Raw genomic sequence first — 24,858 nt, 5'->3', positions numbered from 1 at the left:
GTAAAATGTTCAGTTTTCATCGGGCAGAATTTCTCCAACTGTGCTGAGGTCACTCAGATCAAACAAGAGGTGCTCATACATCTTCGCATCAAAATAAAATCCGCGTAGCTGCTTGTACCGGATAATCGCTAACGCAGCATTCAGAGCGTTCAGTTCGCCAATTTGAATGTTAGCCCGATACAGATCATCAGGATTATCCGAAAGTTCGGCAAAGCCTTTCGCGAGCGTTTCTCTACTCGAAGCCGCTGCAAAGTAAGTTACCCTTGCCATGCCGTTCAAAGACCCACTTCTGCGCTTCAACCCCATGCCAACGTCGATGAATGGAATATTTCTGGCAATCAATATCTCGAAGATTTCTGATCGCGACGATCCTTTATCAACACACACGAACGCAAACGTCACTCCGTCAAGCAGATCCGCTGTGTCCTCATCGATAAACACAGCATCAATAGTTAAGCCCGTCCTGAAATTTTCATACCTGTTTCCATAGACTTCGGCCTTTGGACGGCCAAGTTCTTGATCTTCAAGTCTTCCAGGGGACCGAAACGCATTGTGGACATGAAACACATCTGAATCGAATGCACGGATCTCTTTAGCCGGTGTCTTCACTAGGAAGTCCAACAGATAACTACCCGTTCCTCCAAGGCCAATGACGGCGATTACATCTTCACCGAACCTTTCCGATAAATCGGTTATTTCTGCCCGACTGGTCAGCGTGTCGTGAACTTTGAAAACAGATCCTGGATCGCAGCCTTCATTCACCCTGAAAGTAAGTGGATCCGCTCCGTGCAATGACATCGCAGGGCCAGAAATAATTGTGACGTAGCTATCGATTTTCTCGAAAAAATCGAGATATTTCTGTGCTACCTTGGGTTTGTTTGAAAAACGTCTTTGGACGACGATGTCATTTGCGGCGCTGCTGAGCGCAAGAATGCAGGGGCCACCACCCAAATTCCGGATCAGTGTACCATCAATACCATATGGTACACCGCCTGCAAAGAAAACCTGATGGTCATCTTGCACAAATCTAAGTTTGTCCACCGCAACTAGCTTTGCGACGATTGCCCCCCAAGCCAGATCAAGATTTTCATCGAGGTAAGGTATGTCTCGAACGACTAAGTAGTTGCTATCGCATCCGATTGCGTAGCCTTTGCTGACGAGACGGCTGATATCTTCGTTATGATTGACCAGTTTCTGAAACATTGAAGATCATGCCTTCCTTCACTTTGAGCGAGCCGCCAGGAGCAAGTACGCCAGCCGGCTTGTTGCCGTTGCCCTTGGTAAATTTTACCGAATAGGTAACCTCCGGGTGTTGGGCATAATCGGGAACCTCAAGCGTAACCAACTCCGCATAGGTAATTCCCTGCTTCTTGGGCCATTCGTGAGGGGTGCCCTCGACTATGATTGTTACAGTTTTCTGCTCTTTGCCGTCTTTCATGGTTTTGCTCCTAGCCTTTTGGTGGATACGGATCATTGCCGTAGGAATTGGCGTCGCGGATTCTTCCGTTTGGCCTATGGATGACAACTTCACCGCGCTCACGAACAGCGGTCGCGCGTGCAGAACTTGTCGCTTCAGTTTGAGTTTGATGAGTGGTTCCAACTCTTGACGAGCCTTCTCGCCTAGTCGCCCAGGCACCGTTGTGAGGCACTACGTGAATTCTCTTAGACATCTATTTATCCTTTTTAAGTACGCTTCGTGTTATGTTTTTACTCCACAGATTTCCGATTCGTCAATATTTTTTCGTAACGCATCGCGTTATTTTTTATTTTTTGACAAGCTGGCGCGAAACAAGTACGCTTCCCGTTATGAAAACAAGGCGCTCCAAGGCGTCGGGCAGTGTCGAGGGTCCCTTATGCAGGTCGGATTTGAGTCTCCATCCGTTGGAGCTTTGTGCAACAGCGGGATGGAGCTCACTAAAGCCCTCGGCGATGAAGCGGCGGAAAGCGTTAAAGACCTGCTTTATTTTTTGGACGCCGCGCCGACCTTGGCGGACTTGAGTACATCACCTCCGGTGCTTAGAGACCAAGTAACCGAAAAATCTCCACCCTCATTTTCGGTGGGTCGGGCAGGAAAGGGTCAGGTTTTGTTCAAACCCAGGGCATTTCGGACGGGTCAAAAATTGCACGACATTGAAAGCATCGACGTCATTTCCGTGGGAGGAACAGTATGATGACAGAACGAATGACTGAGTTTAGGCCAGATTACGCTCCAAGACTTCCTGGCGAATACCTGCGCCGGTTCCTCAATGAGCGTGGGATAAAAATAGTCGATTTCGCTCGTAGGACAGGTCGACCGACGAAGGCCATAAGCGAAATTATCTCGGGAAAAGTTTCCATAACACCGGAAACGGCGATCCAGTTTGAAAGAGTCCTAGGAGAGGGTGCAGGCTTTTGGCTTGCCCTTGAAGCCAAACATCAACTGTCGCTAGCTCGCTCAAAGGAGGAACTAGCTGGGTCTTCGAAGATGGCATTGGATTGGGCTAAGCGTTTCCCAATGGTCGAAATGTTGAAGCTTGGTCTTCTGGATAAGAAACCTGATCCATTCGAACTCGTAGATCATATCCTCAAAGCATTTGGCGTTAGTAGCATTCCGGCGTGGGAGCAGCACTGGCAAGAGCGACTAGATCTGTCCCGGTTCAAGCAGCAAAATCATAACGGCATCGATCCGCTTGGAGTTGCTGTCTGGCTCAGAGGTGCTGAGATTGCAGCAGATCGGATCGAAACCGCGCCATATTCTGAGGCCGCATTTAGATCAATTCTTCCGCAACTGAAGACTTTGTCCAAGGAGCCTTGGCAGACGATATCAGATGAGTTGGTAAAACTATGTGCGACAGTTGGTGTGGCTGTAGCTCTGATCCCATCTGTACCTCGAACTGGACTGAGAGGGGCCGCGTACTGGGCGACTAAGAATAAAGCTGTTATCGTCTTGAGTGATCGACTTGGGTATGAAGCAAACGTCTGGTTCGCATTTTTCCATGAGTGTTGCCACATTCTTGACCATAGCAAGAAGTCAGTCTTCATCGACAAAGACAACAATGGCACGGCAGGAAGAGATATTGAGGCCGACGCTGACAGATTTTCAGCAGAAACGATTATTGCGGGATCGGTAGTTGCTGAGTTCAAAGAAACATTTGGCTCAAATGTGCCGAAGTTCAGCTCGAAGGCTCTTACACAATTCGCGAACCAGCACGATGTCGATCCTGGGCTATTGTTGGTGAGATTGCAGCGTGAAGATGTCATTAGCTATAAAACGCAGCTGGCAAAAATTAAGAGACGAATTAAGTTCAACTCAAGCAGCTGAATTTCTGGGTTGGATCGAGCTTAGATGGAACGCTGCTAATCCAGTGATTGTCCGGTTCACCTTATTCGGAGTGACGATTCATTAGACGAATACTACTTATTGGCCGCTGGAATATGTATCATATCTTGACACATGAATCTTTTAGTGATACACGCCTGATATGATACTAAGCACGAAGGGCAAGCGCGCAGCCAGTGCCGTGAAAGGCAAGTACGGCAAAGGCTTCCCCGGTGACTTGGTGAAGCGTACGCGGGCGATGCTCACGGCGCTGGATGCTGCGGTTGTCGTGGAGGATTTACGCTTTCCACCCGGCAACCACTTGGAAGAACTGAAAGGGGACCGGGCTGGACAACACTCTGTGCGGATCAACGGGCAATGGCGCATCTGCTTTGTCTGGACGCCGAACGGCCCCGCTGATGTTGAGATTGTCGATTACCATTGAATGGATACGCTGATGAGCCTGCTTGAAGAACCAATGCACCCTGGTGAAGTCCTGAAAGAGCTTTACCTTGATCCCTTGGACATGGGGGCAATCGCGTTTGCGCGGCGTCTAGATGTGCCTCGGACGCGCATCGAGCGGTTGATCAAGGGCACCACGGGGATCACGCCTGACACGGCGCTTCGCCTCGCCCGCGTTTTCAACACGACCCCAGCTTATTGGGTGAATTTACAGACAAATTACGACATGGCGTTGGCCGCCAAGGAGATCGATGTGTCCGACATTGAACCTCTCTTTGCCGCCTAATGTGGTCAGTACTCGGTGCTCAAGTTATTTTTCCTGAATAGATTGGACCAAGCATTTGATAGGAAGCGTTCAGTTGTCGAATATGTGTTGCCTTACCAATGATCTATGATGATGAACCAAAAAGCTGGCGGAACTTAGAAGCTCGCGTGCTTCAGATACTGTTAGAAATCGGATGTAAGGCGGTACGTGCCAAGACTGTTAAAACCGTCCGCGGAACTGTCGAAGTAGATGTTTATGCCTTGGACGATACACGCCAGCCTCATCAAGAAATTATAGTCGAATGCAAGCACTGGAATAGGCCTGTTTCGAAGTCCGTTATTCATGGTTTGCGTACTGTAGTAGCAGACACTGGGGCAAACGTTGGATATGTTGTTTCCAAACGCGGGTTTCAAAAAGGGGCTGTCGAAGCAGCATCAAATTCCAACCTGCTGCTCTTAGATTGGGAGGGGTTTCAGGAGCATTTCTTTGATCGTTGGCTGGCAACTGTGTCTAGCCATTTGATGTTTGTTTCTGATCGCATCTACGAGCTAACGGCCAATGATGATGACGACAATTTCTACAATCAATTATTCTATCAAACTCAAAAAAACATGGATGATAGTGAATTCGAGTATCTTGACGCTCTGCAGACTAGGAGCGTTGCTTTCTCCCTTAGTTCAAGCTTAATCGGGGCAGCAGGACCAACCCCATTTATCACAGGTGGACAGGCACCAGATATCGATACCGGAGAACAGCTGAAGTTTTTCGGCTCACCCCGGAAATCGGTTGACGCTTTTTTTCTCGCTGCGCCAGTCCTTTACAATGAATATGTGGATTTTCTTCTGGCGCGAACAAACGGTGAGTGTGGAGATGTAAGGTTGCTTGAATCTGAACATCTCGAGCGAATAAATAGCATGTCCAAAGAGGCGATCAAGGCTGAATACGGATCGCCACGTTGGATATCAAACTGGATGCAACCTGACGAGAAATTGGTTTATCGAGCCTCCAAGACCAACTTTCATCGGCCTACGGATGCAATCGAAGAAGTGTTGCTATTTCAAGCCGATACTGAGGAGGTGAGGCTAGAATTGACGTTTGAACGAGACGGTTCAGTGAAGAATTGCGAAGTTACCAAGAAGAATTTTAGAGGACTACCGACTTAATGACGATGACAGACTCGATCCGTCAACCAAGCCTGATGCTCAAGCAGTGAAAAAGTCAGCAAGAACGGATATAGAATTTACAACGGCGAAAGCTTGCTAAGTCTAAAATGTTGACCTCAACTGGCCCTAGTGCGTCAGCCCCCGGTCCATATCGACCTCCCGCGCTTCTAGTTCTGTCTCAGCCTCCCTTCGGCGTCCTTCGCTAATTTCAAGCTGGTCTCGAGTTGCGAGCGCAGCTTCCCGTAATTCGAGCCCTCGCTCAACAAGCCGTGCAACGCAGCCACGGACGCTGTTTGCGATTGAATGAGCACCGACACGCAGGCGGCCAATCCATCCATCTGGCTCTGCATCCTGGTCGTCGAGCGTTCCTCTAAGCCGCTCAATTCCTTTGCTGAGACCTCGCAGGCCGTCACCAACCGCTCCACGCAAGCGAGCAAGTCGCGTTCCAAGGCTGTCAGGGGTGTCGTCATCTAATTCTCCTCGATCTTGATGCAGGTCACTGATCTGCCGCCCAGTGTGCAGGTCCTCAGGCGCGTCTTGGCCGGGTCCAGCACCAGCCACGTCCCGTCCTCCCTGTCGATCCGCGTCAGGCCCAAGTCCGTCATTTCCGAGTTCGCCAGCATCAGCGTCCAAAGCAAGCTCGCGGCCATCATCGAGACGATCCCCACCAAGAACGTCCCCGTGATCAGCCAGGGCGAGATCGTCAGCCAGCTCTTGTTCTGTCGCAGAAAGGTGCGGGTATCGATCTCGATTGTACGCTGCGCGTTGGTCGCAATACTGTTCAAATCGGTCCTGAAGCTCTCCAATTGCGATGCCATCGAGGCGGCGTAGTCTTGCCGGATCGTGTCCAGCTCCGCGTTCAGCTTCTCGCTCAGCCGGGTCGGCTTGCCAGTCTTCATGGAAAATCTCTCCTTTCAAACGCCAGCGTTCATCCGTGTCGGGATCGCGCGCGGTAAGGTATGCTTTGCCGACGCGCGGCAGGTCGAAGCCAGCGTCCGCGAGTGCGTCGATCATGGTGGCGCGGTCAGTGATCAGGCCGACGCTGATCTGGTCTTGCAGCCACGCATGCAGTTCGTCGCGGCCTTGGGCGCGGGTTGGGGTTTCGATGGTGTTGCGGACCTCTTGTGTGCGCTCTAGCTCCATTGGGTCGGCCCAACCGTGGCTTTGGTTCATTACATCGCGCAGGCTGTCGAATGCATTTTGATAGCCCGGCGGTGCGATGTTCAGACTTCGGCCCGAGGTCAGTTCCAGGCGCGGTGTGCAGAAGTGAAGCTCGACACGGTCTTCGTGGCTATGTCGGACCCAGAGCACCTCATATTGCGTCGGGTCCAGCCCCGCGAAGGCCAGACGCTCGAAGCCGTCCATGACCTCGGCCTGCTGTTCCTCAGTCGGGGCGTCGGTGCCTGCAAAGCTGATTACGCCCGCGCGATAGGTCCACTGGTGGCGGCTGGCATCGATCAGGGCTTCGGTGCGGTCGGCGTTACCGCGCAGAACCTCGGGCAAAGGCTCACGCGTGACCGTCATCGGCTGGCCGTCTGCATCGCGGATCAGGTCGCGGTTGTAATCGTAGGCCAGCACCTTGTCCGCGACGAGGTAGCCGACCGGACCAGCCCCCGCGCCTTTGCCGTTGCGGAAGAACTTGATCAGCATCGGCGCGACGCCTCGACGATCTGGGCAAGTTGGCGCTCGATGGTCAATAACCGACGGGCAACCGTGAGCGCATCGAGGTCCACGCGACCTGCCAACATCGCGCGGTTCAGCCAGTGGGCGATCTGGTTCAGGTTGCCACCGATGCGCCCGACGGCCAGCACCAACGCCGGATCGACGCGGGGGATGGGTTTGCGACGGCGGGCTTCCGTCAGGCCAAGCGCCTCGCGCAGCAGGGTCGCGGCGGGCAGGCCAGCAGCCTCGGCCTTGGCGCGCAACTGAGCCTTCTCTGCAGCGCTACACCGAAAGACGAAGGTCTCGGTCAGCGGTTCTTTGGTGCGGGCTTTTCCCGCGCCGGTGGGGTTCGAAGGGGAGGCGTGCCGCCCCTCGCAAGGTCCCGTGTCAGCAGCGCCAGCGTATGACATGGGTCGCCTTGCTGTTTGCTCTTCGGTGGGATCGGTAGCGGTCATGATCTGAGGCCTGCGGCTTGGATTTGGGCTTCGGAAACCATCTTCGACGCAAGCAAAGCCGTGACTTGGGTCCCCGTGATGTGCTTACACATCGGGCTTCGGTCATTGATCCAGCAGGCCAGTCGCGTATGGTGATCAGCCTGCAATGCTGTCGCCTTCTCTCGGTCTTCCGCTTGCTTCTCAACATAAGCCAGCCAGCGCCGGGACTGGAACCAGTTGTCAGAAAAGCAGACCTTCGAGCGGGTGAAACCTGCGCTGTCGGTGGCGTAGGCCTTGACGGCCTGCAGCAATTCCTCCGGCCTGATCCCTTCCTTCATGGCCCCTTCGATCTGGGCAAGGCAGGCCGCTTTGCCACGTAGCCGGTCGGGCGGATAGGCCGCTAAAATCTTCTCAGCTTCTTCATCCACCGCCGCCTCGCGCCTGTGCGTAGGTGGTTTATGGATGGTTTTAGGATGGTTTGGGGGCCGTGGTGGCCCCGGTACCCCGGCCACAGTGGCCCCCGTACCGGGGCCAGACTGGACGGGGGCCACTGTGGACCCCGTCTCAATCTCGGGCTCTGCGGTCGGATCCAGCGCCTCAACCTTGGCCAGATCGATCCGGTAAACAACGGTGAAACCGTTCTTGCAGGTCCGCGCGCCGGTCTCGACAAGGACGCCTTCCTTCAGGAACGCGCGCACGGCTCGCTTGACTGTGGTTTCCCCCAGCTCGGTGTGCCGTTGAATTGTTCCCTTGGAACACCAAATGCCTGAACCATCGTCGCTCGCCTTGTCGGCCAGAAACATGATGATCTGCTTGCGCGTTGCGCTGCCAAACTTTCGTTCCGCGCATGTGTTCGCAACCCGCCAGCTCATTGGAAAGTCCCGAATTGCGCAAAGACGTGCGAATTTTGTACAGGTTTTGTACGAAATTTCCACCATTCCTGCCGAATTCGATCCGAAAGCTTACGGGACTTTCTGCAAGCCTCTGCACAAAGCCTTGTAAATAAGCCATATTTTAAAGGTGTTTTTGGTGACCCCGACTGGATTCGAACCAGTAACCTGCCCCTTAGGAGGGGGCTGCTCTATCCAATTGAGCCACGAGGCCACTTGTTTTGAATTTGTATAGATCGGTCACGCCAATTAACAGGCGATTTTACGACTATTTTTCAAGTTGCTTTCTAAGCTCGTTGAGTTGTGCGTCAAAAGACTCTGGGGCGTCTTGTAGGGTTTTGAGGATGTCGTTTATTTGAGCTTGTGTGGCAGTTGAGAGATCACTGTTTTTGAGGTCTGCGACGGCTTTTTCAAAATCGAAACTGTCGTCCGAAATAATTCCAGACTCCCTCCATTTAGCGAGTTCAATTTCAAGCTTAACTTTGGCGTCGTCCGAGAGTTGTTCGACATAGCGCGCCATGCCTTCAGCCTTGTCGGACGCGCCTTTTGCGATAGAGGTTCCAACGTCTCCGACTACATCTTTTGCTGCATCGCCAGCATCCTCAAGCGCACTTTTTAAACGTTGCTCTGATGTTGGTTCTGGTTTGTTCAACAGAAAATATCCGGCAACTACAATTGCGGCCCCGAGAACCGCGCCTAAAACAACTTTGATCATTTCAAACTCCCAAAAATATAATTTCTATTTGTCGCTGGCATCGGCAGTAATCTGGTGAACATGGATGTCGCGTTGAGGGAACGGAATGGAAATACCCTCGGCCTCAAATGTGGTCTTGGCGCGGGCAAGCATATCCCAATAGACGGTCCAATAATCTTCGGTTTTGACCCATGAGCGGCAGAAAATATTGACCGAACTGTCGGCCAATTCGCCAACGAACACATCTGCGGCCGGATCTTTGAGCACCAATTTATTGTCCTCAAGCAATTTTTCGAGAATCCCGATCGCTTGGTCGGCACTGTCAGAGTAGGCAATTCCAAACACCATATCTACGCGTCGCGTATCGGAGGCATTGACGTTGGTAATAACATCGCCCCAGATTTTGGAGTTCGGAATGACGATGATTTGGTTGTCAAAGGTGCGTATTTTTGTCGAAATTATCGACATTTCAACCACAACTCCAGAGGTGCCAGCGGTATGAATATAGTCGTCCGTGTCGAAAGGCTTGAGGATCATAATCATCAAGCCACTCGCTAGATTTCCGAGCGTGTCTTGTAGGGCAAAGGCGAGAATAAAGGATAGACCACCAAGGAGGGCGAACAGTGGCCCAACATTGACGCCAAAAGCCGCAAGGACAACCATGATGCCAATGGCAAAAGCTAGCCAGTAAACAACAGTAAGAATGAAGGCTTTTAGGAGGTTCGAAAGATGCGGGATTTTCTCGAGCCCGCGCTGTGTCACGCGGCGAATGAATTTCGCAACAAAGGCCAGCACCCAAACGGCAACAATAAGCGTACCGATTTTGATGAGAATTCCAAGCCCGCCGTCGCGCGCGATCATCCAGTTTCCAGCAGTGCGCAATAGGGTAATGGAATCAGTAGTTTGGAGGCTGCTCTCTTTAAGGCCAATTAAATAATTCTCATGGCTCTCCAAGTCTTCAGCGGCCCCCCCTTTTCGGCCCCAAGCTTTGAGAACACTTTGGTATTTCCGCTGAAGTGCAAATTGCTCGGTCGTCATGGTGGACAATTGCGTACGAAGGGCGTCGATTTCCGTGGCGCTGGCAGTCAAAACCTTCAGATTAATGTTGGCAATTTCGTCCATTTGCGCATGGACGATGCCCTGCCACGCGTTCGCGACTTCGGCCAATTCCTCAGATGTTAAAGGCACCATCAGAATGGAGAGAACCTGTTGATCCGTTTCCGCGCTTTGGAGCTCTGTGCTGATCGAAACAGTTTCGGTAGTTTCTTGGGCCGAAATTGTCGTAGCCAACGAAAGGAAAACGGCCGTGAGACAAATCAAAAGCCGTCTGGATAGGGTCGACATAGAAAATTCCTGTCACAAAATTTGAACGGGTATAGAAGGAGAAAATAACCGAGTTTCGGGGGTTATAGCATTTGAATGACGTCTTTTTCAATCGAGAGCAAATAACCCCGTCGAGCAACGTTCTTAACCAATAAATTGCTGACCATTTGGTTGCCCAGCGAATCGCGCAGCCGTTTTATTCGTGTTGCGCCCGCGGCCTCGTCGCAATCGACCTCGTTGCGCCCCGAAATAACGGCTTCGATTTGGGCCCCTGTCATGACATCATCGTCCATCCTCGCTTCAGCCAAAACCGAGAGGGTTTCGATTGCGGCGGGGGTAAGGACAAATTCCATATTGTTGAGGTAAACCGTGTTTTCCTCTCGGCTAATCAGGAGGGAATTTACTTGAATTCCCGAGCGCTCAACCTCGCCCATGCGGCGATTCAAAAATAGGATCGTCAGCAAGAAAACGAGCGAAACGACCATCATAATTGAAGCAAAAACCAGTAAGATGAGGATCGTGACACGATAGGAATTCAGCGTACCCGAAAAGGCTGTTCCCGATTGGGCAAGGATTTCTAGAAGCTTAATTTCCGCCCCGGACGTAAGATCATTGTTGGCAATAAAGATACTTTCAACACGCGCGTTGAACGCATTGGCATCGGGGAGGTTCGACAACAAAAGTGCCGCCGCACCTGCGAGGAGTACGACGACAACGATTGTTCCAATCAGAATGACACGGTTGCCAGAATGAGAGGCTTTAGTAGCGAAGGAAGTAGGCACCCGCGCTCGCTTTCTTACCGTTCAAGGCGGCATCGTCAAAAACACTGATGACCGTGAGAAGTGTCCAGCCGTCTTTGCCGATCCGTTTTGCAATTACCGACCCCGCGGCCGATTTTTCGCAGGTATCATCCGTTAATTTCACAACCCCGTAATGGAGTCGCAAAGGGTTATCTTGCTTGGCTTTATAGTCCGCATAACAAGCGGCAGAGGCGGGTGCGGCACCAAGAAGCGCAATCGCGAAGATTATGTGTTTCATCATTTCAAAACCATGCGCCAATTGTGCGTGTTATTCAATATCACAGGTTCGGTTATCCCCTAACAATCAGGTGATATTGAGAGACTTCACCCAATTGCGCAAAATTATTTCATCGCAATTTCCGTATTGCACCTAAATAAAGGAATTTTGAAATGATCCGCAATCTTCGAACGCTTCTCTTGGTCGCTGTTTTGGCTGTTCCGTCGTTCTCGGCTCCGGCTCAAGCGAATGAGGATTTGAAAAAGTTCCTCGCGGCCATTGCTGTGATGGGTATCATTGGCGTGGTCGCCGAGCGTGAGCGTGACAACAAACCAGTTGCCGCTCCGGTGAAGCCAATTCCAGAACAAATCTACAAACCAAACCGGCGTTGGACGGATAACAATAAACGGTTGCCGCAGAATTGTTATAGGTCCTTCCGGACAACGGATGGCAATAGATCCTACTATGTTGAAGACTGCCTGAACAAGCACTTTAGACACGCACAGAATCTTCCTAAGCAATGTGAAATTAAGCTTAAGAATAATGGTAAAGGTAAGTGGAAGGGCAAGGGGCATGGTAAGGGAAAAGGCAAGGGCCACGATAAGCACGTTAAGGTCTATAGCCCCAACTGTTTACAGCATAACGGATACTATACTCAGCGCCGCGAATACTAAGGTGTTAAACGGGCGGGGAAAATTCCCCGCCCTTTTTGCTTGCCCGTCGCCCAAGAATGGGCAATCCAAGGGTATGAACAGCAAACCTCTCAAACCCGTCCCCGACTTTTCCTATGAAATGGCTGCGTTGAAGCGCGGCGCCAAGTTCATCGCAGGGGTTGATGAAGTGGGGCGCGGACCACTCGCGGGGCCCGTAACGGCGGCGGCGGTCATTCTTGATCCAAATGACATCCCAGAAGGCTTGAATGACAGTAAGCTCCTGACAGCCAAGAGACGCGAAGCACTGGAAGCAGTGATCTTCGCAAAGGCGCAAGTGTCGATTGCGCATGCCTCGGTGGAGGAAATCGACGAGATCAATATTCTGCGTGCGAGTCACCTCGCTATGGTGCGTGCGATTGCGGGCCTCAATGTTGTTCCCGATCACGTTCTGATCGACGGCAATATGATTCCCCGCGACCTTACCTTGAGTTCGGAGGCAATTATCAAAGGTGATAGCAAATCAGTATCGATTTCGGCGGCCTCAATTGTCGCAAAAATATGCCGCGATCGCCTCATGGTGGATTTAGCGCAACAGCATCCGGGTTATGGCTGGGAGACAAACGCGGGATATGGATCAAAAAGCCACATGTCTGCGCTTCTAAAACTTGGGGTTACCCCACACCATAGACGTTCCTTCAAACCAGTACACAATATCTTGTATCAAGACTAAAAGTTAAGTGATTGATTCAAAAAAGAAATTGACGACGAATCCATTATGACTCATTCTTGGTCTCAATAAGTAAGCGCAAAAATGCGCAACATATGAGGCAGTAATGAAAAACAATACTAAAGCAAAAGAGGCTTTCGAGCTGCCTCTTAACCAGATACTTGACGGCGATTGCATCGATGTGATGAACAGTCTTCCTGAAAACTCTGTCGATCTTATTTTCGCAGATCCCCCTTATAATCTTCAGCTGAAAGGCGATCTTCACCGCCCCGACAACTCAAAAGTCGACGCTGTGGATGATGATTGGGATAAATTCTCCTCATTTGAAACCTATGACCGTTTCACTAAGGCATGGCTCGCAGCTGCTCGACGTATCCTCAAGCCAAATGGCGCGATCTGGGTTATCGGCAGCTACCACAATATTTTCCGCGTTGGCGCTGCCATGCAGGACGCTGGCTATTGGATTTTGAACGACGTTGTTTGGCGCAAATCCAACCCCATGCCGAATTTTCGCGGCAAACGTCTGACCAATGCACACGAGACAATGATCTGGGCGTCCAAAGAGGAATCCAGCAAATATACCTTCAATTATGAGGCGCTCAAGTCGCTCAATGAAGGCATTCAAATGCGGTCCGATTGGGTTTTGCCGATCTGTAATGGCCATGAGCGTTTGAAAAATGACGAAGGTACCAAAGCGCATCCAACGCAAAAGCCCGAAAGCTTGTTGCACCGCATTTTGGTGTCCACAACAAACCCCGGCGACGTTGTTTTGGACCCGTTCTTTGGAACAGGGACGACTGGCGCTGTAGCCAAGAAACTTGGCCGTGATTACATCGGAATCGAGCGCGAAGCCGACTATCGCAAAGTCGCCGAGAAACGCCTCAAGAATATCCGCAAGTTCGACAACGAGAGCTTGCAAGTGTCGACGTCAAAACGCGCCGAACCACGTGTTCCTTTTGGCCAATTGGTCGAGCGCGGCATGCTTCAGCCTGGCGAAGAACTCTATTCGATGAACAAGCGCCACAAGGTCAAGGTCCGTGCAGACGGCACATTGGTTGGCGTCGATGTTAAAGGCTCAATTCATCAGGTTGGAGCCGCATTGGAAGGCGCTCCTAGCTGCAATGGTTGGACATATTGGTGCTTTAAGCGCGACGGCAAACAGGTCCCGATTGACTTGTTGCGTCAGCAAATTCGCGCAGAAATGACCGAACGCCCCAACTAAACTAGATACACTAATTACCGCCTGTGTCTGTGGACTTGCTCCACAGCGCAACCTTGCCCTGTCGTGCAAGCCTCTGGCCCATGCGACAGGGTTTTTTTCGTGTTTTTTACCGTGGCATCGGATTTGTGCCATCCTTATAGGCCGACCAATCCTCGATCCCCGGATAGTAATGATTGCGCCACGCGCGAACGTGCGGATTCATCTTACGACGCCAAAGCGGCGGGATCATCGCAACGGCCGTCATAACCGGATACCCGTAGGGAAGTTGCGGCGCATCCTTCTGGCTGTAATTCTTGAGCAGGGGGAAACGGCGGGAGGGTTTATAGTGGTGGTCACTGTGCCGTTGAAGGTTAATTAAGAGCCAATTACTGGCCTTGTGGGACGCATTCCAACTGTGGTGCGGCCTCACATGCTCGTACTTCCCACCGCCAATATGGGCGCGTGTCAGGCCGTAATGCTCGATATAATTGGCCAGTTCCAATTGCCAAATCGCGACGCCTGCTTGCATGAGAAACAGCCCCAGCCCAACAAAACCACTTAACGAAAACGCCAGCACCAGAAAGAAAACCTGAAGTGCAGCATAGCGCCAAAACGGGTTGCGGAGATGCATGACGGACAGGTCGCGCCGCGCCAACATCGCCTTTTCGGCCCTCCATGCGGACGGCAAACATTGTCGTAGAACGCGGGGATAATATTGGTGAAATCCCTCATTGTATCGCGCCGTAACAGGGTCTCGCGGGGTGCCAACATAGATGTGGTGTACCAAAAGGTGTTCGGAGCGGAAATGACTATACAGTACCATTGCGAGAAGAATATCGGCCGACCAACGCTCTAGGCGACTTTTTTGGTGCATGAGTTCGTGCGAATAATTGATCCCGATTGTGCCTGAAACCACACCAACACCAAAGAAGAGCACGAGCGTTTCAAGAGTCCCCAAATGATCGGCGCGAGGTACATAATATATGAGGCCAAACACTACACAAAATTGAATCGGTAGCCAGATCAACGTGATGAGGCGATACCAGAACAGGTCACTATCAGGCGTCAATGGATTTGCGTTTTCCGTGGTCCGCCCAAAAATTGCGTCCAGAACTCCAAACAGGAGCCAGCCATAAAGCGGCAGTAAAATAACCCAAAATCCGCCAAACACAGCCCCCAAAATGGCCAAGGGAACCATCCCTAGCGAGAGCCAAAACGGTAGCGCAGATTGAAATTTTGAGACAGTTTCGGCAGGGATCATGTTGAGCTCCGTGAACTAAAAAGTTCTAGATGTTATACGGTTTTGTCGCGCAGGCCTTGTGCAAGGTCAAATGCCTTGCGCATGACAGTGGGTAAATCATTGGCGCTAAAGGTGGAGGCGTCAACAAAAACGCCACGTAGTGGGGCGGCTTCGAGGGGAACCTGCGCGACCTGTACTGCCAATTTAAGGTGGAAATGGGTAAAAGTATGACCTACTTCGCCATTCAGGGGGGTCCAAAAAGTTGAAATTGGCGGATCGACATTCTCTGGGTTTTCGCTCCATTCATTTCCCGGCCAGCCAAGCATACCCCCTAACAATCCTTTATCGGGGCGCTGTTCCAAAAGCCACGCGCCATCTTCGCGCTGGGCCAAATAGACGGTGCCGAACCGAGTCGGCTTGGGTTTTTTCGGCGTTTTCTTGGGCAGTTCGGCGGCGATTCCTAATTTTTGGGCACGGCATTTTTCTGTCCATGGGCAAGGCGCGCAGGTTGGATTGCGAGGAGAACAAAGGGTCGCGCCCAAATCCATAACCGCCTGTGCGTAATCCCCCGCGCGTTTCTGGGGCGTTAGTTTTGTTGCGAAGTCCCTTAAGGCGGGTTTGGCCTCGGGAAGTGGGACGTCATGGGCAAAGATACGCGCCATAACCCGCTCAACATTTCCGTCAACAACAACTTCGGCACGATCAAAGGCAATCGATGCAATCGCCGCAGAGGTATACGGTCCAATTCCCGGAAGACTCTCAAGTTCGGCGCGGGTGGATGGAAAAATACCGTTATAATCCGCGACAACACTGCGCGAACATTTTAGCAAATTTCGGGCCCTTGCGTAATATCCAAGGCCCGCCCATGCGGCCATCACATCGGCGTCTTCTGCTGCTGCCAAATCGCGCACAGTTGGCCAAAGCGTTGTGAATTTTATGAAATAGGCCTGAACTGCGGCCACTGTGGTCTGTTGCAACATCACTTCCGAAAGCCAAATGCGATAGGGGTCCGCCCGTATTCCCGCAATCGACGCCGCTGGCGCCACACGCCATGGCATTTCGCGTGCATTCAGGTCGTACCATGCCAAAAGATCGGCGGATTTCGGCAGGTCACGCATTGTTTATCCAATCGTTATCGCTATTTCACTGGCGCACGTCGCCATGGCGCATAGAATAGCAGGCAACACAGGGATGAACAGATGAAGCCGCAAACGCGCTATCAAAAACCTGGCCGCAACATGAAGGGCTTTCAGCGCACTTCGAGTTTGCTTCAGGGGCAAATCCGCAAATCGGCGGAGACGCGTGGCTTTGCTGTGACGCGGATGTTGACGCATTGGGCCGAAATCGTGGGTGAAGAGACAGCCAAGATCGCCCGTCCTGTGGATGTAAAATATGGTCGGGGTAGTTTTGGCGCGACTTTGACGCTGCTGACGACTGGCGCGCAAGCACCGATGTTGGAGATGCAAAAGGAGCAAATCCGAACCCGCGTAAACCAAGTTTACGGCCACGCGGCGATTTCGGCGATTCGGATTACCCAAACTGCGCGGAGTGGATTTTCCGAAGGGAAGATCGATTTTGCCCATGCCCCCAAAACAACACCCACTCCCGATCCACAAAAAGCTGCCGTTGCAAAATCATTTGCAGCGCCAGTCCAAAACGCCGACCTGCGAGCCGCTCTTGAAGCTCTGGGCGCGAACGTCCTTTCCAGAAAACAAAAATAGGTGACCAAATGAACCGTCGCGAATTTACTTCCGCACTCGCCCTTTCGATCATTCCCGCGATGGGAGGCTCCTTTGCCTTTGCACAGGATGCAGAAACCGCCCCAATGACGGGCATCACAGAAATGGTCTTGGGATCACCCGAGGCGCCCATCGAAATTATTGAGTACGCCTCCTACACATGCCCGCATTGCGCGAATTTCCACACAAGCACGTTCCAGAAAATCAAAGAAAACTATATCGATACAGGCAAAGTTCGCTTTGTCTATCGGGAAGTTTATTTTGATCGGTACGGTCTTTGGGCGTCCATGGTTGCACGTTGTGGCGGCGAAGAACGGTTCTTTGCTATTACCGAAACGCTCTATAACAATCAGAAAACTTGGGCGACCGGCGAGCCAACCGAAATTGCGGAAAACTTGCGCAAAATCGGACTGGTTGATGGCTTAGACAAGGATGCACTCGACGCCTGCCTGGCAGATGGCGAGCAAGCAGAGGCCCTTGTTGCTTGGTTCCAGGAAAACGCGACTCGCGATGAGATCACGGGAACGCCTTCCTTTATGATCAACGGGAAGAAGTTTGAAAACGCAACCTATCAAGAGTTTGCAGACCACCTCGACGGGTTGCTTTAAAATATGTCCCAGCCGCCATTAACTGGCCTAAAAGTCATTGAATTGGCCCGCATTTTGGCGGGCCCTTGGTGTGGCCAGATATTGGCGGATTTGGGCGCAGAAGTCATTAAAGTCGAAAGTCCTGAGGGCGATGATACACGCCGTTGGGGCCCACCCTATATCGAACACAATGGCGAAACCTCGGCGGCGTATTTCCATGCGACGAACCGTGGGAAATCCTCAATTTGTATCGATTTCCGAACAGCGGAAGGTCAGGCACAAGTGCGCGAACTGGTCCGAAGCGCGGATATTGTGATTGAGAACTTCAAGGTTGGCGGGCTCAAGAAATACGGGTTGGATTACACCGGTCTTGCCGAAATCAATCCACGTCTGGTGTATTGTTCGATCACGGGTTTCGGTCAAACGGGCCCCTATTCCGGACGCGCGGGCTATGACTATATCATCCAAGGCATGTCGGGCCTTATGTCGGTCACAGGTGACCCTGAGCACCATCCGCAGAAAACAGGCGTGGCGATTATTGACGTTTTTACAGGGGTTTACGCCAGTACGGCCATCCTTGCGGCGATCCATGAGCGGGAGAAAACGGGGTTAGGGCAACAGGTCGATATGGCGCTTCTGGATGTTGGCACCGCAATCCTTGCCAACCAGTCAATGAACTATTTCGCGACGGGTATCTCGCCGAAGCGGCTTGGCAACGCGCACCCAAATCTTGTTCCCTACCAAACGTTTGGGTGCTCGGATGGTCATATAATCGTCGCCGTCGGAAACGATAGTCAGTTTGTTAAATTCTGCGAATTGCTTTCTGTTCAAACCCTTGCCTCCGACCCGCAATACGCCACGAACAGCGCGCGTGTGACAAATCGGGAGGCGCTTGGCGCGTTACTCGAAGTTCACACACTCAAAATGACAAAGGCCGAACTTCTTGCCGCGTGCGAAAATTTCGGTGTGCCGGCGGGGCCGATCAATACGATTGAGGACGTTTTCAACGATCCACAGGTTAAGCATCGCGGCCTTAAAATTTCGCCTGAGGGCGTCTCTGGGGTACGAACACCAATTACGTTTTCGAAAAGCCAATTGGCGCTTGATCAAGCTTCGCCCAAACTAGGAAGCACCAAGATACCCTAGTCTATTCCTGCGGATTTCAGGGCTTCGACCAAAGCGGTCGCGTCCTTAATTTCCAAACGAACAGGCAAGGTCAGAACCTTTTGTCGAAAGGCGCTGGGTAAACGAACGGCGTCTTTCTCCGTTGTGATTAATTGCGCCCCTAGTGTTGCTGCATCGAACTCAAGACGACGCATTAGCGCTTCACTGAGGGGCTGATGATCGGCGAGGGCGACGGTCTTTATCAGTTCAACCTCTTGGGACTTGAGTGTTTCAAAAAACTTCTCGGGGTGACCAATTCCGGCGAAGGCCAAGCACCGAAGGCCGGAAAAATCCATCCCCATTTGCAAAACAGTCAACTCTCCTTCAAGACGTGGCACTCCAACTGCGTGCCCCCATGCTTTAGTGAATTGCTCTTGGGCGGCGGAATTTCCAACAGATATCACCATATCGGCCCGTATTAGACCCACATGAAGAGGTTCGCGCAGTGGGCCGGCCGGTATGACACGACCATTGCCGAACCCTAATGCAGCGTCCACAACGACAATCGAAAGATCCTTTGCAACGGAGGGATTCTGGAAGCCATCGTCCAAAATAAGAACATCGATATCAAGGGTTTCGGCGAAACGCGCGCCAGCGGCGCGGTCTTTAGCAACAATGCAAGGCGCGAAGGCCGCGAGCAACATTGGTTCGTCGCCCACCTCGCTAGAGAAGTGTCCGTTCGGGTCAATGCGTACCGGCCCTTCAAGCTTGCCACCATATCCGCGTGACAAGAGCGCGGGTTTTCGGCCCATGCCCTGAAGGAGTTGGATCAGAGCAATAGCGGTCGGGGTTTTTCCCGTGCCACCAATATTGATGTTACCCACACAGATCACGGGCATCTTTGGGCGATAGCCAGTGGTTTTTGAGAGGCGACGCGCCGTGCCCGACGCATAGAGTTTTCCCAGAGGGGCGAGCAATTTGTCGCGCCACGAATTCTCAAATGGGCGGTACCAAAACAGCGGTTGTTTCATCAAAAAGCTCCGATATCTTCGAGCATCGTTTCAATACGAGCAACGGCCAAATCCGTGGCGCGCGCGCCTTTGGTCGTCAAATCCCATGCAGAATGCGCCATCGCCGCGGATTGGTCCGGCGCAAGGAGCGAAAGAAGTCCATTGGTCAGTTCGGTTGTGGTGCCGACCTGTCGCGCTCCCCCCTCCGAATTCAAAGCCTCATATACTTTGCGATGCGTCCCTAGGTTCGGCCCATGCAAGATAGCAGAGCCAAGGCCAGCGGCCTCAAACGGTGACTGAATCGCGTGTCCTGCAGCAAGGCTGCATCCGAGGAAACTCACAGTTGCAAGACGATACCAAAGCCCACGTTCGCCATCTGTGTCAGCAATGTAGATTTGGGTTTCGTCATCTGGAATCTCGCCGAGCGAACGCAGTTTCACCCGAAGTCCCTTCTGAGCAAACTCATCTGCAAGGTCAGACCCCCGTTGGCTCGAATCGGGCGACAATATGAGCAACAAGCGATGTGCCGTTCGGCTCGCTGTCATATGCGCATTCAAAACGATGCTCTCTTCCACTTTGGGAATATTGCTCGCAAACCAAACTGGCCTGCCAACGAGGACTTTCGCGAGGTGAGTGCGATCCTCTTCATTGCAGGGCAGTGTCGTGCTCACTTCCTCTATAGGGCCAGAAATTGTGATCCGGCTCCCCTCAATTCCCAAAGCGGAAAGCGCTTTTGCGGAGGAGGCATCCACTGTGTCAATGTAATTGAAACGCCGCAACACCTCCCGCATGACCGACCGTTGGCCCGAGAACCGGTCGCGCACACCAGAAAAGCTACGTGCGTCGAGTTTTGCATCGATGAGAAACAGAGGAATTCGGCTATTGGAGGTGCAAAGAACGGTGATTGGACCGGTTTCAATTCCCGCAAAAACAGCCAAATCTGGCTTCCAGTGTTTCAGGAAATTCTCGACGAAAATAGGGACTTCTGCGGGCGAAAACTGATGAAAGCAGTGACGAGGAAGCGCGTCGGTCGTAAAAGGAATTCTGTCATTGCGCGGGGTGGTCACAAGGAAATGCACTGAGGGCCAGTCCTCGCTCAATTGTCGAATGAGTTTTGTAAGAGCATGTGCCTTCGCGACGTCAGGAGCATGTAGCCAAACGAGAACCCCTCGCGGTCTTTCGACGCTGGCAATCCCCATTTCTTCGGCGGCACCGGGTGAGTTTTCGCTCTCGAGCGCGATCTGCACTTCTGCAGTACGCCGCGTTTGGGCCTTCATAAAAAGAGAGAGCGAAAACGACATTTCGGGTCGACTTTAACCCAGCTCTTCGGTCGAGGAAGCAGCTATCTCCTCATCGCGAAGACGATGAATATGCGCGATAAAGAAACGCATATGGGCGTTGTCGACCGTGCGCTGGGCTTCGGATTTCCACGCATCATAAGCGCTCGCGTAGTCGGGGAACATGCCTACGATTTTAATGTCATTCACATCTTTGAAAACGTTTTTGGTCGGGTCAACCAATTCGCCCCCGAATACTAAGTGTAGGCGTTGTGTCATGTGATCCTCATCGTGGTTTTGGGAATTGGAAACAGTCTAAGGGAGATCGGTTCAGGGGGAAAGGGACTTAGCGCGGAGCAAGTCGCGAAATTATGCCCGCGTGAATTTCTGGTGGGGCTGCAACCATTCCATGCAGCATCGGGCGCGGATTGTTAAAGAGAGCGCGTTGGCCAATTTGGTCGGTAACACATGCACCAGCGCGTTCAGCGATCAAGCTTCCAGCGGCTACATCCCACTCCCATGTATCGCGCAAAGTGAGCATAACATCAAAGCGTCCATGCGCGATCAAGCAAAGGCGATACGCTAAAGAACTCCGAAAATGGTGGTCAAACTGTGGAACGGGGCCCTGCCAAAGGTGGGCCGAAAAATTTGTTTTAGCTGCAAGTGTTGTTGCGCCATCAATTTTTGAACGTGTGCTCGCGTCAATTCTATCCCTATTTAGGGTCGCATTTCCATGCTTTGTGGCGCAATAGAGCCGATCTAGGGCGGGCAAATACACTGCGGCGGCGGTTACGACTCCGTTTTTAGCAATGGCCAGAGAATGGGAAAACGCAGGAGAGCCTTCGATAAAGGCGCGTGTGCCATCTATCGGATCAATGATGAAAACGTGCTCGCGATTTAGGCGATCCGAAGTGTCTTCAGTCTCCTCAGAGAGCCAGCCATAATCGGGTCGCGCATGCGTCAATTCTGACTTGAGCATTCTGTCGATGGCCAAATCAGCTTCGGTTACGGGGCCCGCACCGCCGGATTTTTCCCAAACATCGGGTGTTTTCTTCCAGTATTTTTTTGCAATCTCTCCGCTCGCGTATGCGGCGTCGATCAGGAGATCAATATCAGCCACCAGCTAGGGTCATCCCGTCGAGCAACAACGACGGAACAACGCGCGATAAATGCGTGCGCGCATCGTTTGCGGGCGTGAACGTGCGCAGCATATCCTTGAGGTTTCCCGCAATGGTACATTCATTCACGGCGTATTGAAGTTCGCCGTTTTCAACCCAGAACCCAGACGCGCCACGGGAATAATCCCCTGTGTTAGCGTTGATCGAACTGCCGATCATAGAGGTGACAAGGAGCCCTGTGCCCATTTCGGCTAGCAACTCATCTCGGGTCATATTCCCTTGCGTTAGGGACACATTTCCAGAACTTGGTGAAGGCGGTGAAGAGGTTCCGCGTGATGCGTTTGCGGTGCTTTCCATGCCCAACGCGCGTGCGTTTGCAAGGTCGAGCGTCCAGCCCGTCAATATGCCGTCCTCAACGATTGCGCGGCGTTGTGTGAGCAGCCCCTCGCCATCAAAGGGCCGACTTCCTGACGTGCGAGCGCGGTGTGGATCCTCAATGAGGGAGATACCTTTTGGCAAAACCTGTTCGCCCAAGCTGTCGCGCAAAAAGCTTCCACCGCGGACGATGGCACTCCCGTTGATCGCACCCAAAAGATGTCCAATGAGGGTGGCAGACACACGCTCGTCGAATAATACAGGGAAGAATCCAGTTTTTGGTTGGCGCGCGCCGATGCGTTCTACGGCGCGTTGTCCTGCGATTTTTCCGATGTGTTCGGGGCTATAGAGATCGGAGAAATAGGTGCGACTATCGCCGTAATAGTCTCGTTCCATGTCGGCCCCAGAGCCGGTAATTGCGACTGTGGAAACTGAGTAACCGCTGCGCGCATAGCCGCCCGAAAAACCATTGCTTGTGGCGAGGTGAACACGGCGATTTCCATAGCCAGCCGATGTCGCTTGAACTTGGCTGACGCCTTCGACGTTTTGTGCGGCGGCCTCTGCACGTTGCGCTAACTCTTGGAGTTCCTCGGGGCTGGGTGGCGCGGCGGGATCGTTCATATCGAGCGCGTCGACATTCCAATCCGTTGCCAATTGATCCTGTGAGGCGAGGCCGATATGGGCGTCCTCGGGGGCTTCTTTGGCCATTGCGACGGCGCGCTCGGCCATTTGGGTAATCGTATAATCGCGGGTATCGCTGGCCGATACGCAAGCTTGTCGCTGGCCGATTAGTACACGCAAACCGATATCTACGCCTTCGGAACGCTCGGCATGTTCAAGCTTCCCTTTAAGAACGTCGATTGTGGCGGAAGACCCCTCAACTGCAATTGCATCCGCACCATCCGCGCCCGCGATTTTGGCGGCTTTGAGCAAGGCGTCGGTGAATTTGGCAAGATCATCGGTGGGGGAAGCTGTTGATTTGCTCATTTGGGGCTCGCTTTTGTGGGTCTATGCGCAATGAGGTAGCCCTGTGTGCGCTCAGGTGCAAGGGTGGGCCACGAAAAAGGCCGCCAAGTTTCCCTAGCGGCCTTTGAATGTCTCGATCTAGAAACGCCTATTTGATGCGTTGACCGTTGGCCAAGATCGATCCGTCGGCATTGACTTCGATCTTGGAAACAAGCTCGTCCTCGCCTTCGCCTGCGTTGGCAAAAAGACCCGTCATCATCCGCGCGCCCATGGCTTGCTCTTCAGGAATGAGGCCCATCGCGACCAATTTGTCGAGGAGGGCATTGCCGCCCACAAGTTTCAAATTAAGCGCACCCGTTGGTGCAGGAAGGCCGTCAAATGTTTCGAGGTCGTCGTTATTGAAGGTAAAGGCACCATCGCCGGTAAACTCGGCACCCGCCAAGGTTAGTTGGAGCGCATCAATGTTGAAGCTGTGCAATTCACCCGGGAACTCATCGCCTGACATCTCTTCGGCTTCTTCAAAATTAAACAGGTCGAAATCAAGATTAAGTTTGCCAGAGAGATCAACAATCAACGTTGCCGGATCGTGCGGTAATGTGCCTGCGGGATCGATCATACTCCAAAGTGCTTCATCAACGGATAACCCAATAAGCTTCATAGTTAGACCCACATCATCGGGTGTATCCGACTTAGAAACAGGCATAGTGAATACATTATTGGTTTCTTCAACACTAAAGGAAATCGGAAGGGGCATTTGAGCTGGAACGATAGTTACCTGAGTACCTTTGGAACTCGTTTCTACGCCAAGGCCTCCTTGGGAAAGGGCGTATTTCGCGGATCCTTCTGCAGTTGATCCCTTTAGGTCAAAGCCTTCGCTCTCGTCCGTAACAACAATATCGAACGTTGCACCACTGTGACCAAACGAAATGTTCCCGCCGAAGCCAGCGGCAAATGCGGCTGCAAGGTCTTCGTAGTTGATTTCTTCTGGAATCGCGTAATCAAACGCTTCCGTAAAGCCTTTCAGATTGACCATCGCAGTAACCATCTGCGCGCCACCTTCGGGATCTTTGATATCAACCTCAATGTCCGTTTCGGCAACATCAAATGTGCCAACCATTTTGAAGAGGGAGCCCTTTGTGAAGGCATAGGAACCTGCCAATTCGCTGAAGGTCACCAGCGCTTTTGGGGAAAACGCAACATCACCTTGCTTGATGTCCTTGAGGGCAAGGGCATAGGTTGTAGCCGAGAAATCATAATTGGTTGTTGTGTCGTCGCCACTTGCGATGATGCTCATGTCTTGGGATGTCAAAATAAGCGTGACGACCACGTCATCAACTTCCGCCATAATCGGAAGCTCGTCAGGAATGTGGATGGAAACAGTGCCGTCGGAGAGTTGCTCAAATCCGAACGACAGGCCAGTCACAACAACAGACTCGTCATCTTCGACGGGTACGGTCAAGACAATGTCCGCAATGTTCAATGTTTCGCCGTCTTGGCTCTCGCTGCCGACGTCCATTGAATAGCCGAGATTTTCGTAGGTGGTTTTGAGGTCGTTCCAAACTTGCTCAGAGGTCACATCTGCAAACACAGCACTGCTCAACAGGGCCGATGTCGCCGTCGCAACGCTAATTATTTTCAAATATGTCATTGTGA

29 protein-coding genes and 1 tRNA gene are annotated in these 24,858 nt (G+C 52.2%); 11 read left to right on the top strand and 19 right to left on the bottom strand.

Features of this window, described 5'->3' with window-relative positions:
* Positions 1-9: 9 nt before the first annotated feature.
* From AB9F27_RS10045 to AB9F27_RS10035, 3 genes are read right to left on the bottom strand one after another with little or no spacing between them, the layout of a single operon-like run.
* A complete protein-coding gene (locus AB9F27_RS10045; RefSeq protein ID WP_369757695.1) occupies positions 10-1,203 on the bottom strand; it encodes a ThiF family adenylyltransferase in 1,194 nt (397 codons plus the stop codon).
* Positions 1,178-1,438 (bottom strand): multiubiquitin domain-containing protein, encoded by a 261-nt coding sequence (locus AB9F27_RS10040; RefSeq protein WP_369757694.1) that lies wholly within the window; start codon positions 1,436-1,438, stop codon positions 1,178-1,180. The genes AB9F27_RS10045 and AB9F27_RS10040 overlap by 26 nt, the downstream gene beginning before the upstream one ends.
* A gap of 10 nt (positions 1,439-1,448) precedes the next feature.
* Positions 1,449-1,670, bottom strand: a complete 222-nt coding sequence (locus AB9F27_RS10035; protein ID WP_369757693.1) for a DUF2188 domain-containing protein — start codon at positions 1,668-1,670, stop codon at positions 1,449-1,451.
* On the opposite strand from AB9F27_RS10035, the gene AB9F27_RS10030 reads away from it, so the two are divergent.
* From AB9F27_RS10030 to AB9F27_RS10010, 5 genes are all read left to right on the top strand, one after another.
* Positions 1,653-2,171 carry a hypothetical protein gene (locus AB9F27_RS10030; protein WP_369757692.1) on the top strand — a complete coding sequence of 173 codons (519 nt, stop codon included), beginning with the start codon at positions 1,653-1,655 and terminating at the stop codon, positions 2,169-2,171. The two genes, AB9F27_RS10035 and AB9F27_RS10030, sit on opposite strands and share 18 nt — an antisense overlap.
* Entirely contained in the window at positions 2,168-3,301 is a 1,134-nt protein-coding gene (locus AB9F27_RS10025) for a HigA family addiction module antitoxin (protein WP_369757691.1), read from the top strand. The genes AB9F27_RS10030 and AB9F27_RS10025 overlap by 4 nt, the downstream gene beginning before the upstream one ends.
* A 160-nt stretch (positions 3,302-3,461) precedes the next feature.
* Positions 3,462-3,743: a type II toxin-antitoxin system RelE/ParE family toxin gene (locus tag AB9F27_RS10020; protein WP_369757690.1), complete on the top strand. Its 282-nt coding sequence runs from the start codon at positions 3,462-3,464 to the stop codon at positions 3,741-3,743.
* A 12-nt stretch (positions 3,744-3,755) separates the two neighbouring features.
* On the top strand, positions 3,756-4,046 hold the full coding sequence (locus AB9F27_RS10015) for a HigA family addiction module antitoxin (protein ID WP_369757689.1): 291 nt from the start codon (positions 3,756-3,758) through the stop codon (positions 4,044-4,046).
* Between the two features lie 98 nt (positions 4,047-4,144).
* Positions 4,145-5,188 (top strand): restriction endonuclease, encoded by a 1,044-nt coding sequence (locus tag AB9F27_RS10010; RefSeq protein ID WP_369757688.1) that lies wholly within the window; start codon positions 4,145-4,147, stop codon positions 5,186-5,188.
* A 126-nt stretch (positions 5,189-5,314) separates the two neighbouring features.
* Here AB9F27_RS10010 and AB9F27_RS10005 read toward each other — a convergent pair whose 3' ends face one another.
* The 8 genes from AB9F27_RS10005 to AB9F27_RS09970 all read right to left on the bottom strand — a co-directional run bounded on the left by AB9F27_RS10005 (position 5,315) and on the right by AB9F27_RS09970 (position 11,229).
* On the bottom strand, positions 5,315-6,766 hold the full coding sequence (locus AB9F27_RS10005) for a relaxase/mobilization nuclease domain-containing protein (RefSeq protein ID WP_369757687.1): 1,452 nt from the start codon (positions 6,764-6,766) through the stop codon (positions 5,315-5,317).
* Positions 6,767-6,831: 65 nt separating this feature from the next.
* Entirely contained in the window at positions 6,832-7,305 is a 474-nt protein-coding gene (locus AB9F27_RS10000) for a plasmid mobilization protein (RefSeq protein WP_369757686.1), read from the bottom strand.
* Complete coding sequence (locus AB9F27_RS09995; protein WP_369757685.1) at positions 7,302-8,156, bottom strand: hypothetical protein; 855 nt, start codon at positions 8,154-8,156, stop codon at positions 7,302-7,304. The genes AB9F27_RS10000 and AB9F27_RS09995 overlap by 4 nt, the downstream gene beginning before the upstream one ends.
* Before the next feature lie 155 nt (positions 8,157-8,311).
* Positions 8,312-8,388 (bottom strand) — tRNA-Arg (locus tag AB9F27_RS09990).
* Positions 8,389-8,442: 54 nt separating this feature from the next.
* Positions 8,443-8,889 carry a hypothetical protein gene (locus AB9F27_RS09985; protein WP_335583973.1) on the bottom strand — a complete coding sequence of 149 codons (447 nt, stop codon included), beginning with the start codon at positions 8,887-8,889 and terminating at the stop codon, positions 8,443-8,445.
* Between the two features lie 24 nt (positions 8,890-8,913).
* On the bottom strand, positions 8,914-10,212 hold the full coding sequence (locus AB9F27_RS09980; protein ID WP_335583974.1) for a mechanosensitive ion channel family protein: 1,299 nt from the start codon (positions 10,210-10,212) through the stop codon (positions 8,914-8,916).
* Between the two features lie 62 nt (positions 10,213-10,274).
* Positions 10,275-10,973: a hypothetical protein gene (locus tag AB9F27_RS09975; RefSeq protein WP_335583975.1), complete on the bottom strand. Its 699-nt coding sequence runs from the start codon at positions 10,971-10,973 to the stop codon at positions 10,275-10,277.
* The gene (locus tag AB9F27_RS09970) at positions 10,951-11,229 is read right to left on the bottom strand and encodes a hypothetical protein (protein ID WP_369755440.1); all 279 of its coding nucleotides are present in this window, start codon (positions 11,227-11,229) and stop codon (positions 10,951-10,953) included. The genes AB9F27_RS09975 and AB9F27_RS09970 overlap by 23 nt, the downstream gene beginning before the upstream one ends.
* Before the next feature lie 152 nt (positions 11,230-11,381).
* On the opposite strand from AB9F27_RS09970, the gene AB9F27_RS09965 reads away from it, so the two are divergent.
* The 3 genes from AB9F27_RS09965 (at position 11,382) to AB9F27_RS09955 (ending at position 13,810) form a co-directional block, all read left to right on the top strand.
* Entirely contained in the window at positions 11,382-11,882 is a 501-nt protein-coding gene (locus tag AB9F27_RS09965) for a hypothetical protein (RefSeq protein ID WP_335583977.1), read from the top strand.
* 73 nt (positions 11,883-11,955) lie between these two features.
* Positions 11,956-12,591, top strand: coding sequence for a ribonuclease HII (locus tag AB9F27_RS09960; RefSeq protein ID WP_335583978.1), 636 nt, complete (start codon positions 11,956-11,958; stop codon positions 12,589-12,591).
* Positions 12,592-12,694: 103 nt separating this feature from the next.
* On the top strand, positions 12,695-13,810 hold the full coding sequence (locus AB9F27_RS09955; protein ID WP_039003344.1) for a site-specific DNA-methyltransferase: 1,116 nt from the start codon (positions 12,695-12,697) through the stop codon (positions 13,808-13,810).
* 106 nt (positions 13,811-13,916) lie between these two features.
* Here AB9F27_RS09955 and AB9F27_RS09950 read toward each other — a convergent pair whose 3' ends face one another.
* Both AB9F27_RS09950 and AB9F27_RS09945 read right to left on the bottom strand, forming a co-directional pair.
* Positions 13,917-15,050 (bottom strand): alkane 1-monooxygenase, encoded by a 1,134-nt coding sequence (locus AB9F27_RS09950; RefSeq protein WP_335583979.1) that lies wholly within the window; start codon positions 15,048-15,050, stop codon positions 13,917-13,919.
* A gap of 32 nt (positions 15,051-15,082) precedes the next feature.
* The gene (locus AB9F27_RS09945; RefSeq protein ID WP_335583980.1) at positions 15,083-16,147 is read right to left on the bottom strand and encodes an A/G-specific adenine glycosylase; all 1,065 of its coding nucleotides are present in this window, start codon (positions 16,145-16,147) and stop codon (positions 15,083-15,085) included.
* Positions 16,148-16,228: 81 nt separating this feature from the next.
* Here AB9F27_RS09945 and AB9F27_RS09940 point away from each other — a divergent pair, with 81 nt between their 5' ends.
* Genes AB9F27_RS09940 through AB9F27_RS09930 form a run of 3 tightly spaced genes read left to right on the top strand, consistent with a single transcriptional unit; the run spans position 16,229 to position 18,501 of the window.
* A complete protein-coding gene (locus AB9F27_RS09940) occupies positions 16,229-16,750 on the top strand; it encodes a DUF721 domain-containing protein (RefSeq protein WP_335583981.1) in 522 nt (173 codons plus the stop codon).
* Between the two features lie 8 nt (positions 16,751-16,758).
* Positions 16,759-17,376: a DsbA family protein gene (locus AB9F27_RS09935; protein WP_335583982.1), complete on the top strand. Its 618-nt coding sequence runs from the start codon at positions 16,759-16,761 to the stop codon at positions 17,374-17,376.
* A gap of 3 nt (positions 17,377-17,379) precedes the next feature.
* A complete protein-coding gene (locus AB9F27_RS09930) occupies positions 17,380-18,501 on the top strand; it encodes a CaiB/BaiF CoA-transferase family protein (RefSeq protein WP_335583983.1) in 1,122 nt (373 codons plus the stop codon).
* On the opposite strand, the gene lpxK is transcribed toward AB9F27_RS09930, so the two are convergent.
* The 6 genes from lpxK to AB9F27_RS09900 form a co-directional block, all read right to left on the bottom strand.
* Complete coding sequence (gene lpxK, locus AB9F27_RS09925) at positions 18,498-19,490, bottom strand: tetraacyldisaccharide 4'-kinase (RefSeq protein ID WP_335583984.1); 993 nt, start codon at positions 19,488-19,490, stop codon at positions 18,498-18,500. The two genes, AB9F27_RS09930 and lpxK, sit on opposite strands and share 4 nt — an antisense overlap.
* Positions 19,490-20,770: a glycosyltransferase N-terminal domain-containing protein gene (locus AB9F27_RS09920; protein WP_335583985.1), complete on the bottom strand. Its 1,281-nt coding sequence runs from the start codon at positions 20,768-20,770 to the stop codon at positions 19,490-19,492. The genes lpxK and AB9F27_RS09920 overlap by 1 nt, the downstream gene beginning before the upstream one ends.
* Before the next feature lie 12 nt (positions 20,771-20,782).
* The gene (locus AB9F27_RS09915) at positions 20,783-21,025 is read right to left on the bottom strand and encodes a DUF4170 domain-containing protein (protein ID WP_039003351.1); all 243 of its coding nucleotides are present in this window, start codon (positions 21,023-21,025) and stop codon (positions 20,783-20,785) included.
* A 67-nt stretch (positions 21,026-21,092) separates the two neighbouring features.
* Entirely contained in the window at positions 21,093-21,866 is a 774-nt protein-coding gene (locus AB9F27_RS09910; protein ID WP_369757684.1) for an inositol monophosphatase, read from the bottom strand.
* Positions 21,859-23,226, bottom strand: a complete 1,368-nt coding sequence (locus AB9F27_RS09905; RefSeq protein WP_335583986.1) for a TldD/PmbA family protein — start codon at positions 23,224-23,226, stop codon at positions 21,859-21,861. The genes AB9F27_RS09910 and AB9F27_RS09905 overlap by 8 nt, the downstream gene beginning before the upstream one ends.
* A 127-nt stretch (positions 23,227-23,353) precedes the next feature.
* Positions 23,354-24,853 carry a DUF2125 domain-containing protein gene (locus AB9F27_RS09900; protein WP_335583987.1) on the bottom strand — a complete coding sequence of 500 codons (1,500 nt, stop codon included), beginning with the start codon at positions 24,851-24,853 and terminating at the stop codon, positions 23,354-23,356.
* Positions 24,854-24,858: the final 5 nt, after the last annotated feature.

Source organism: Falsihalocynthiibacter sp. CO-5D18 (assembly GCF_041205445.1).
Classification (GTDB): Bacteria; Pseudomonadota; Alphaproteobacteria; order Rhodobacterales; family Rhodobacteraceae; genus Falsihalocynthiibacter; species Falsihalocynthiibacter arcticus.
Note: the sequence above shows the minus strand (reverse complement) of the source record. Positions and strands in the feature narration are given on the sequence as shown.

Bases quoted from the DNA above. Each gene is read 5' to 3' on its own strand.
- AB9F27_RS09995 (WP_369757685.1), bottom strand. From the start codon at position 8,156: ATGAGCTGGCGGGTTGCGAACACATGCGCGGAACGAAAGTTTGGCAGC.
- AB9F27_RS10045 (WP_369757695.1), bottom strand. From the start codon at position 1,203: ATGTTTCAGAAACTGGTCAATCATAACGAAGATATCAGCCGTCTCGTC.
- AB9F27_RS09900 (WP_335583987.1), bottom strand. From the start codon at position 24,853: ATGACATATTTGAAAATAATTAGCGTTGCGACGGCGACATCGGCCCTG.
- AB9F27_RS09930 (WP_335583983.1), top strand. From the start codon at position 17,380: ATGTCCCAGCCGCCATTAACTGGCCTAAAAGTCATTGAATTGGCCCGC.
- AB9F27_RS09960 (WP_335583978.1), top strand. From the start codon at position 11,956: ATGAACAGCAAACCTCTCAAACCCGTCCCCGACTTTTCCTATGAAATG.
- AB9F27_RS10025 (WP_369757691.1), top strand. From the start codon at position 2,168: ATGATGACAGAACGAATGACTGAGTTTAGGCCAGATTACGCTCCAAGA.
- AB9F27_RS09950 (WP_335583979.1), bottom strand. From the start codon at position 15,050: ATGATCCCTGCCGAAACTGTCTCAAAATTTCAATCTGCGCTACCGTTT.
- AB9F27_RS09985 (WP_335583973.1), bottom strand. From the start codon at position 8,889: ATGATCAAAGTTGTTTTAGGCGCGGTTCTCGGGGCCGCAATTGTAGTT.
- AB9F27_RS10040 (WP_369757694.1), bottom strand. From the start codon at position 1,438: ATGAAAGACGGCAAAGAGCAGAAAACTGTAACAATCATAGTCGAGGGC.
- AB9F27_RS09905 (WP_335583986.1), bottom strand. From the start codon at position 23,226: ATGAGCAAATCAACAGCTTCCCCCACCGATGATCTTGCCAAATTCACC.
- AB9F27_RS09965 (WP_335583977.1), top strand. From the start codon at position 11,382: ATGATCCGCAATCTTCGAACGCTTCTCTTGGTCGCTGTTTTGGCTGTT.
- AB9F27_RS10010 (WP_369757688.1), top strand. From the start codon at position 4,145: ATGATCTATGATGATGAACCAAAAAGCTGGCGGAACTTAGAAGCTCGC.
- AB9F27_RS09970 (WP_369755440.1), bottom strand. From the start codon at position 11,229: ATGAAACACATAATCTTCGCGATTGCGCTTCTTGGTGCCGCACCCGCC.
- AB9F27_RS09955 (WP_039003344.1), top strand. From the start codon at position 12,695: ATGAAAAACAATACTAAAGCAAAAGAGGCTTTCGAGCTGCCTCTTAAC.
- AB9F27_RS09920 (WP_335583985.1), bottom strand. From the start codon at position 20,770: ATGTCGTTTTCGCTCTCTCTTTTTATGAAGGCCCAAACGCGGCGTACT.
- AB9F27_RS09945 (WP_335583980.1), bottom strand. From the start codon at position 16,147: ATGCGTGACCTGCCGAAATCCGCCGATCTTTTGGCATGGTACGACCTG.
- AB9F27_RS10015 (WP_369757689.1), top strand. From the start codon at position 3,756: ATGAGCCTGCTTGAAGAACCAATGCACCCTGGTGAAGTCCTGAAAGAG.
- AB9F27_RS10000 (WP_369757686.1), bottom strand. From the start codon at position 7,305: ATGACCGCTACCGATCCCACCGAAGAGCAAACAGCAAGGCGACCCATG.
- lpxK (WP_335583984.1), bottom strand. From the start codon at position 19,490: ATGAAACAACCGCTGTTTTGGTACCGCCCATTTGAGAATTCGTGGCGC.
- AB9F27_RS09940 (WP_335583981.1), top strand. From the start codon at position 16,229: ATGAAGCCGCAAACGCGCTATCAAAAACCTGGCCGCAACATGAAGGGC.
- AB9F27_RS10035 (WP_369757693.1), bottom strand. From the start codon at position 1,670: ATGTCTAAGAGAATTCACGTAGTGCCTCACAACGGTGCCTGGGCGACT.
- AB9F27_RS10020 (WP_369757690.1), top strand. From the start codon at position 3,462: ATGATACTAAGCACGAAGGGCAAGCGCGCAGCCAGTGCCGTGAAAGGC.
- AB9F27_RS09915 (WP_039003351.1), bottom strand. From the start codon at position 21,025: ATGACACAACGCCTACACTTAGTATTCGGGGGCGAATTGGTTGACCCG.
- AB9F27_RS09980 (WP_335583974.1), bottom strand. From the start codon at position 10,212: ATGTCGACCCTATCCAGACGGCTTTTGATTTGTCTCACGGCCGTTTTC.
- AB9F27_RS09935 (WP_335583982.1), top strand. From the start codon at position 16,759: ATGAACCGTCGCGAATTTACTTCCGCACTCGCCCTTTCGATCATTCCC.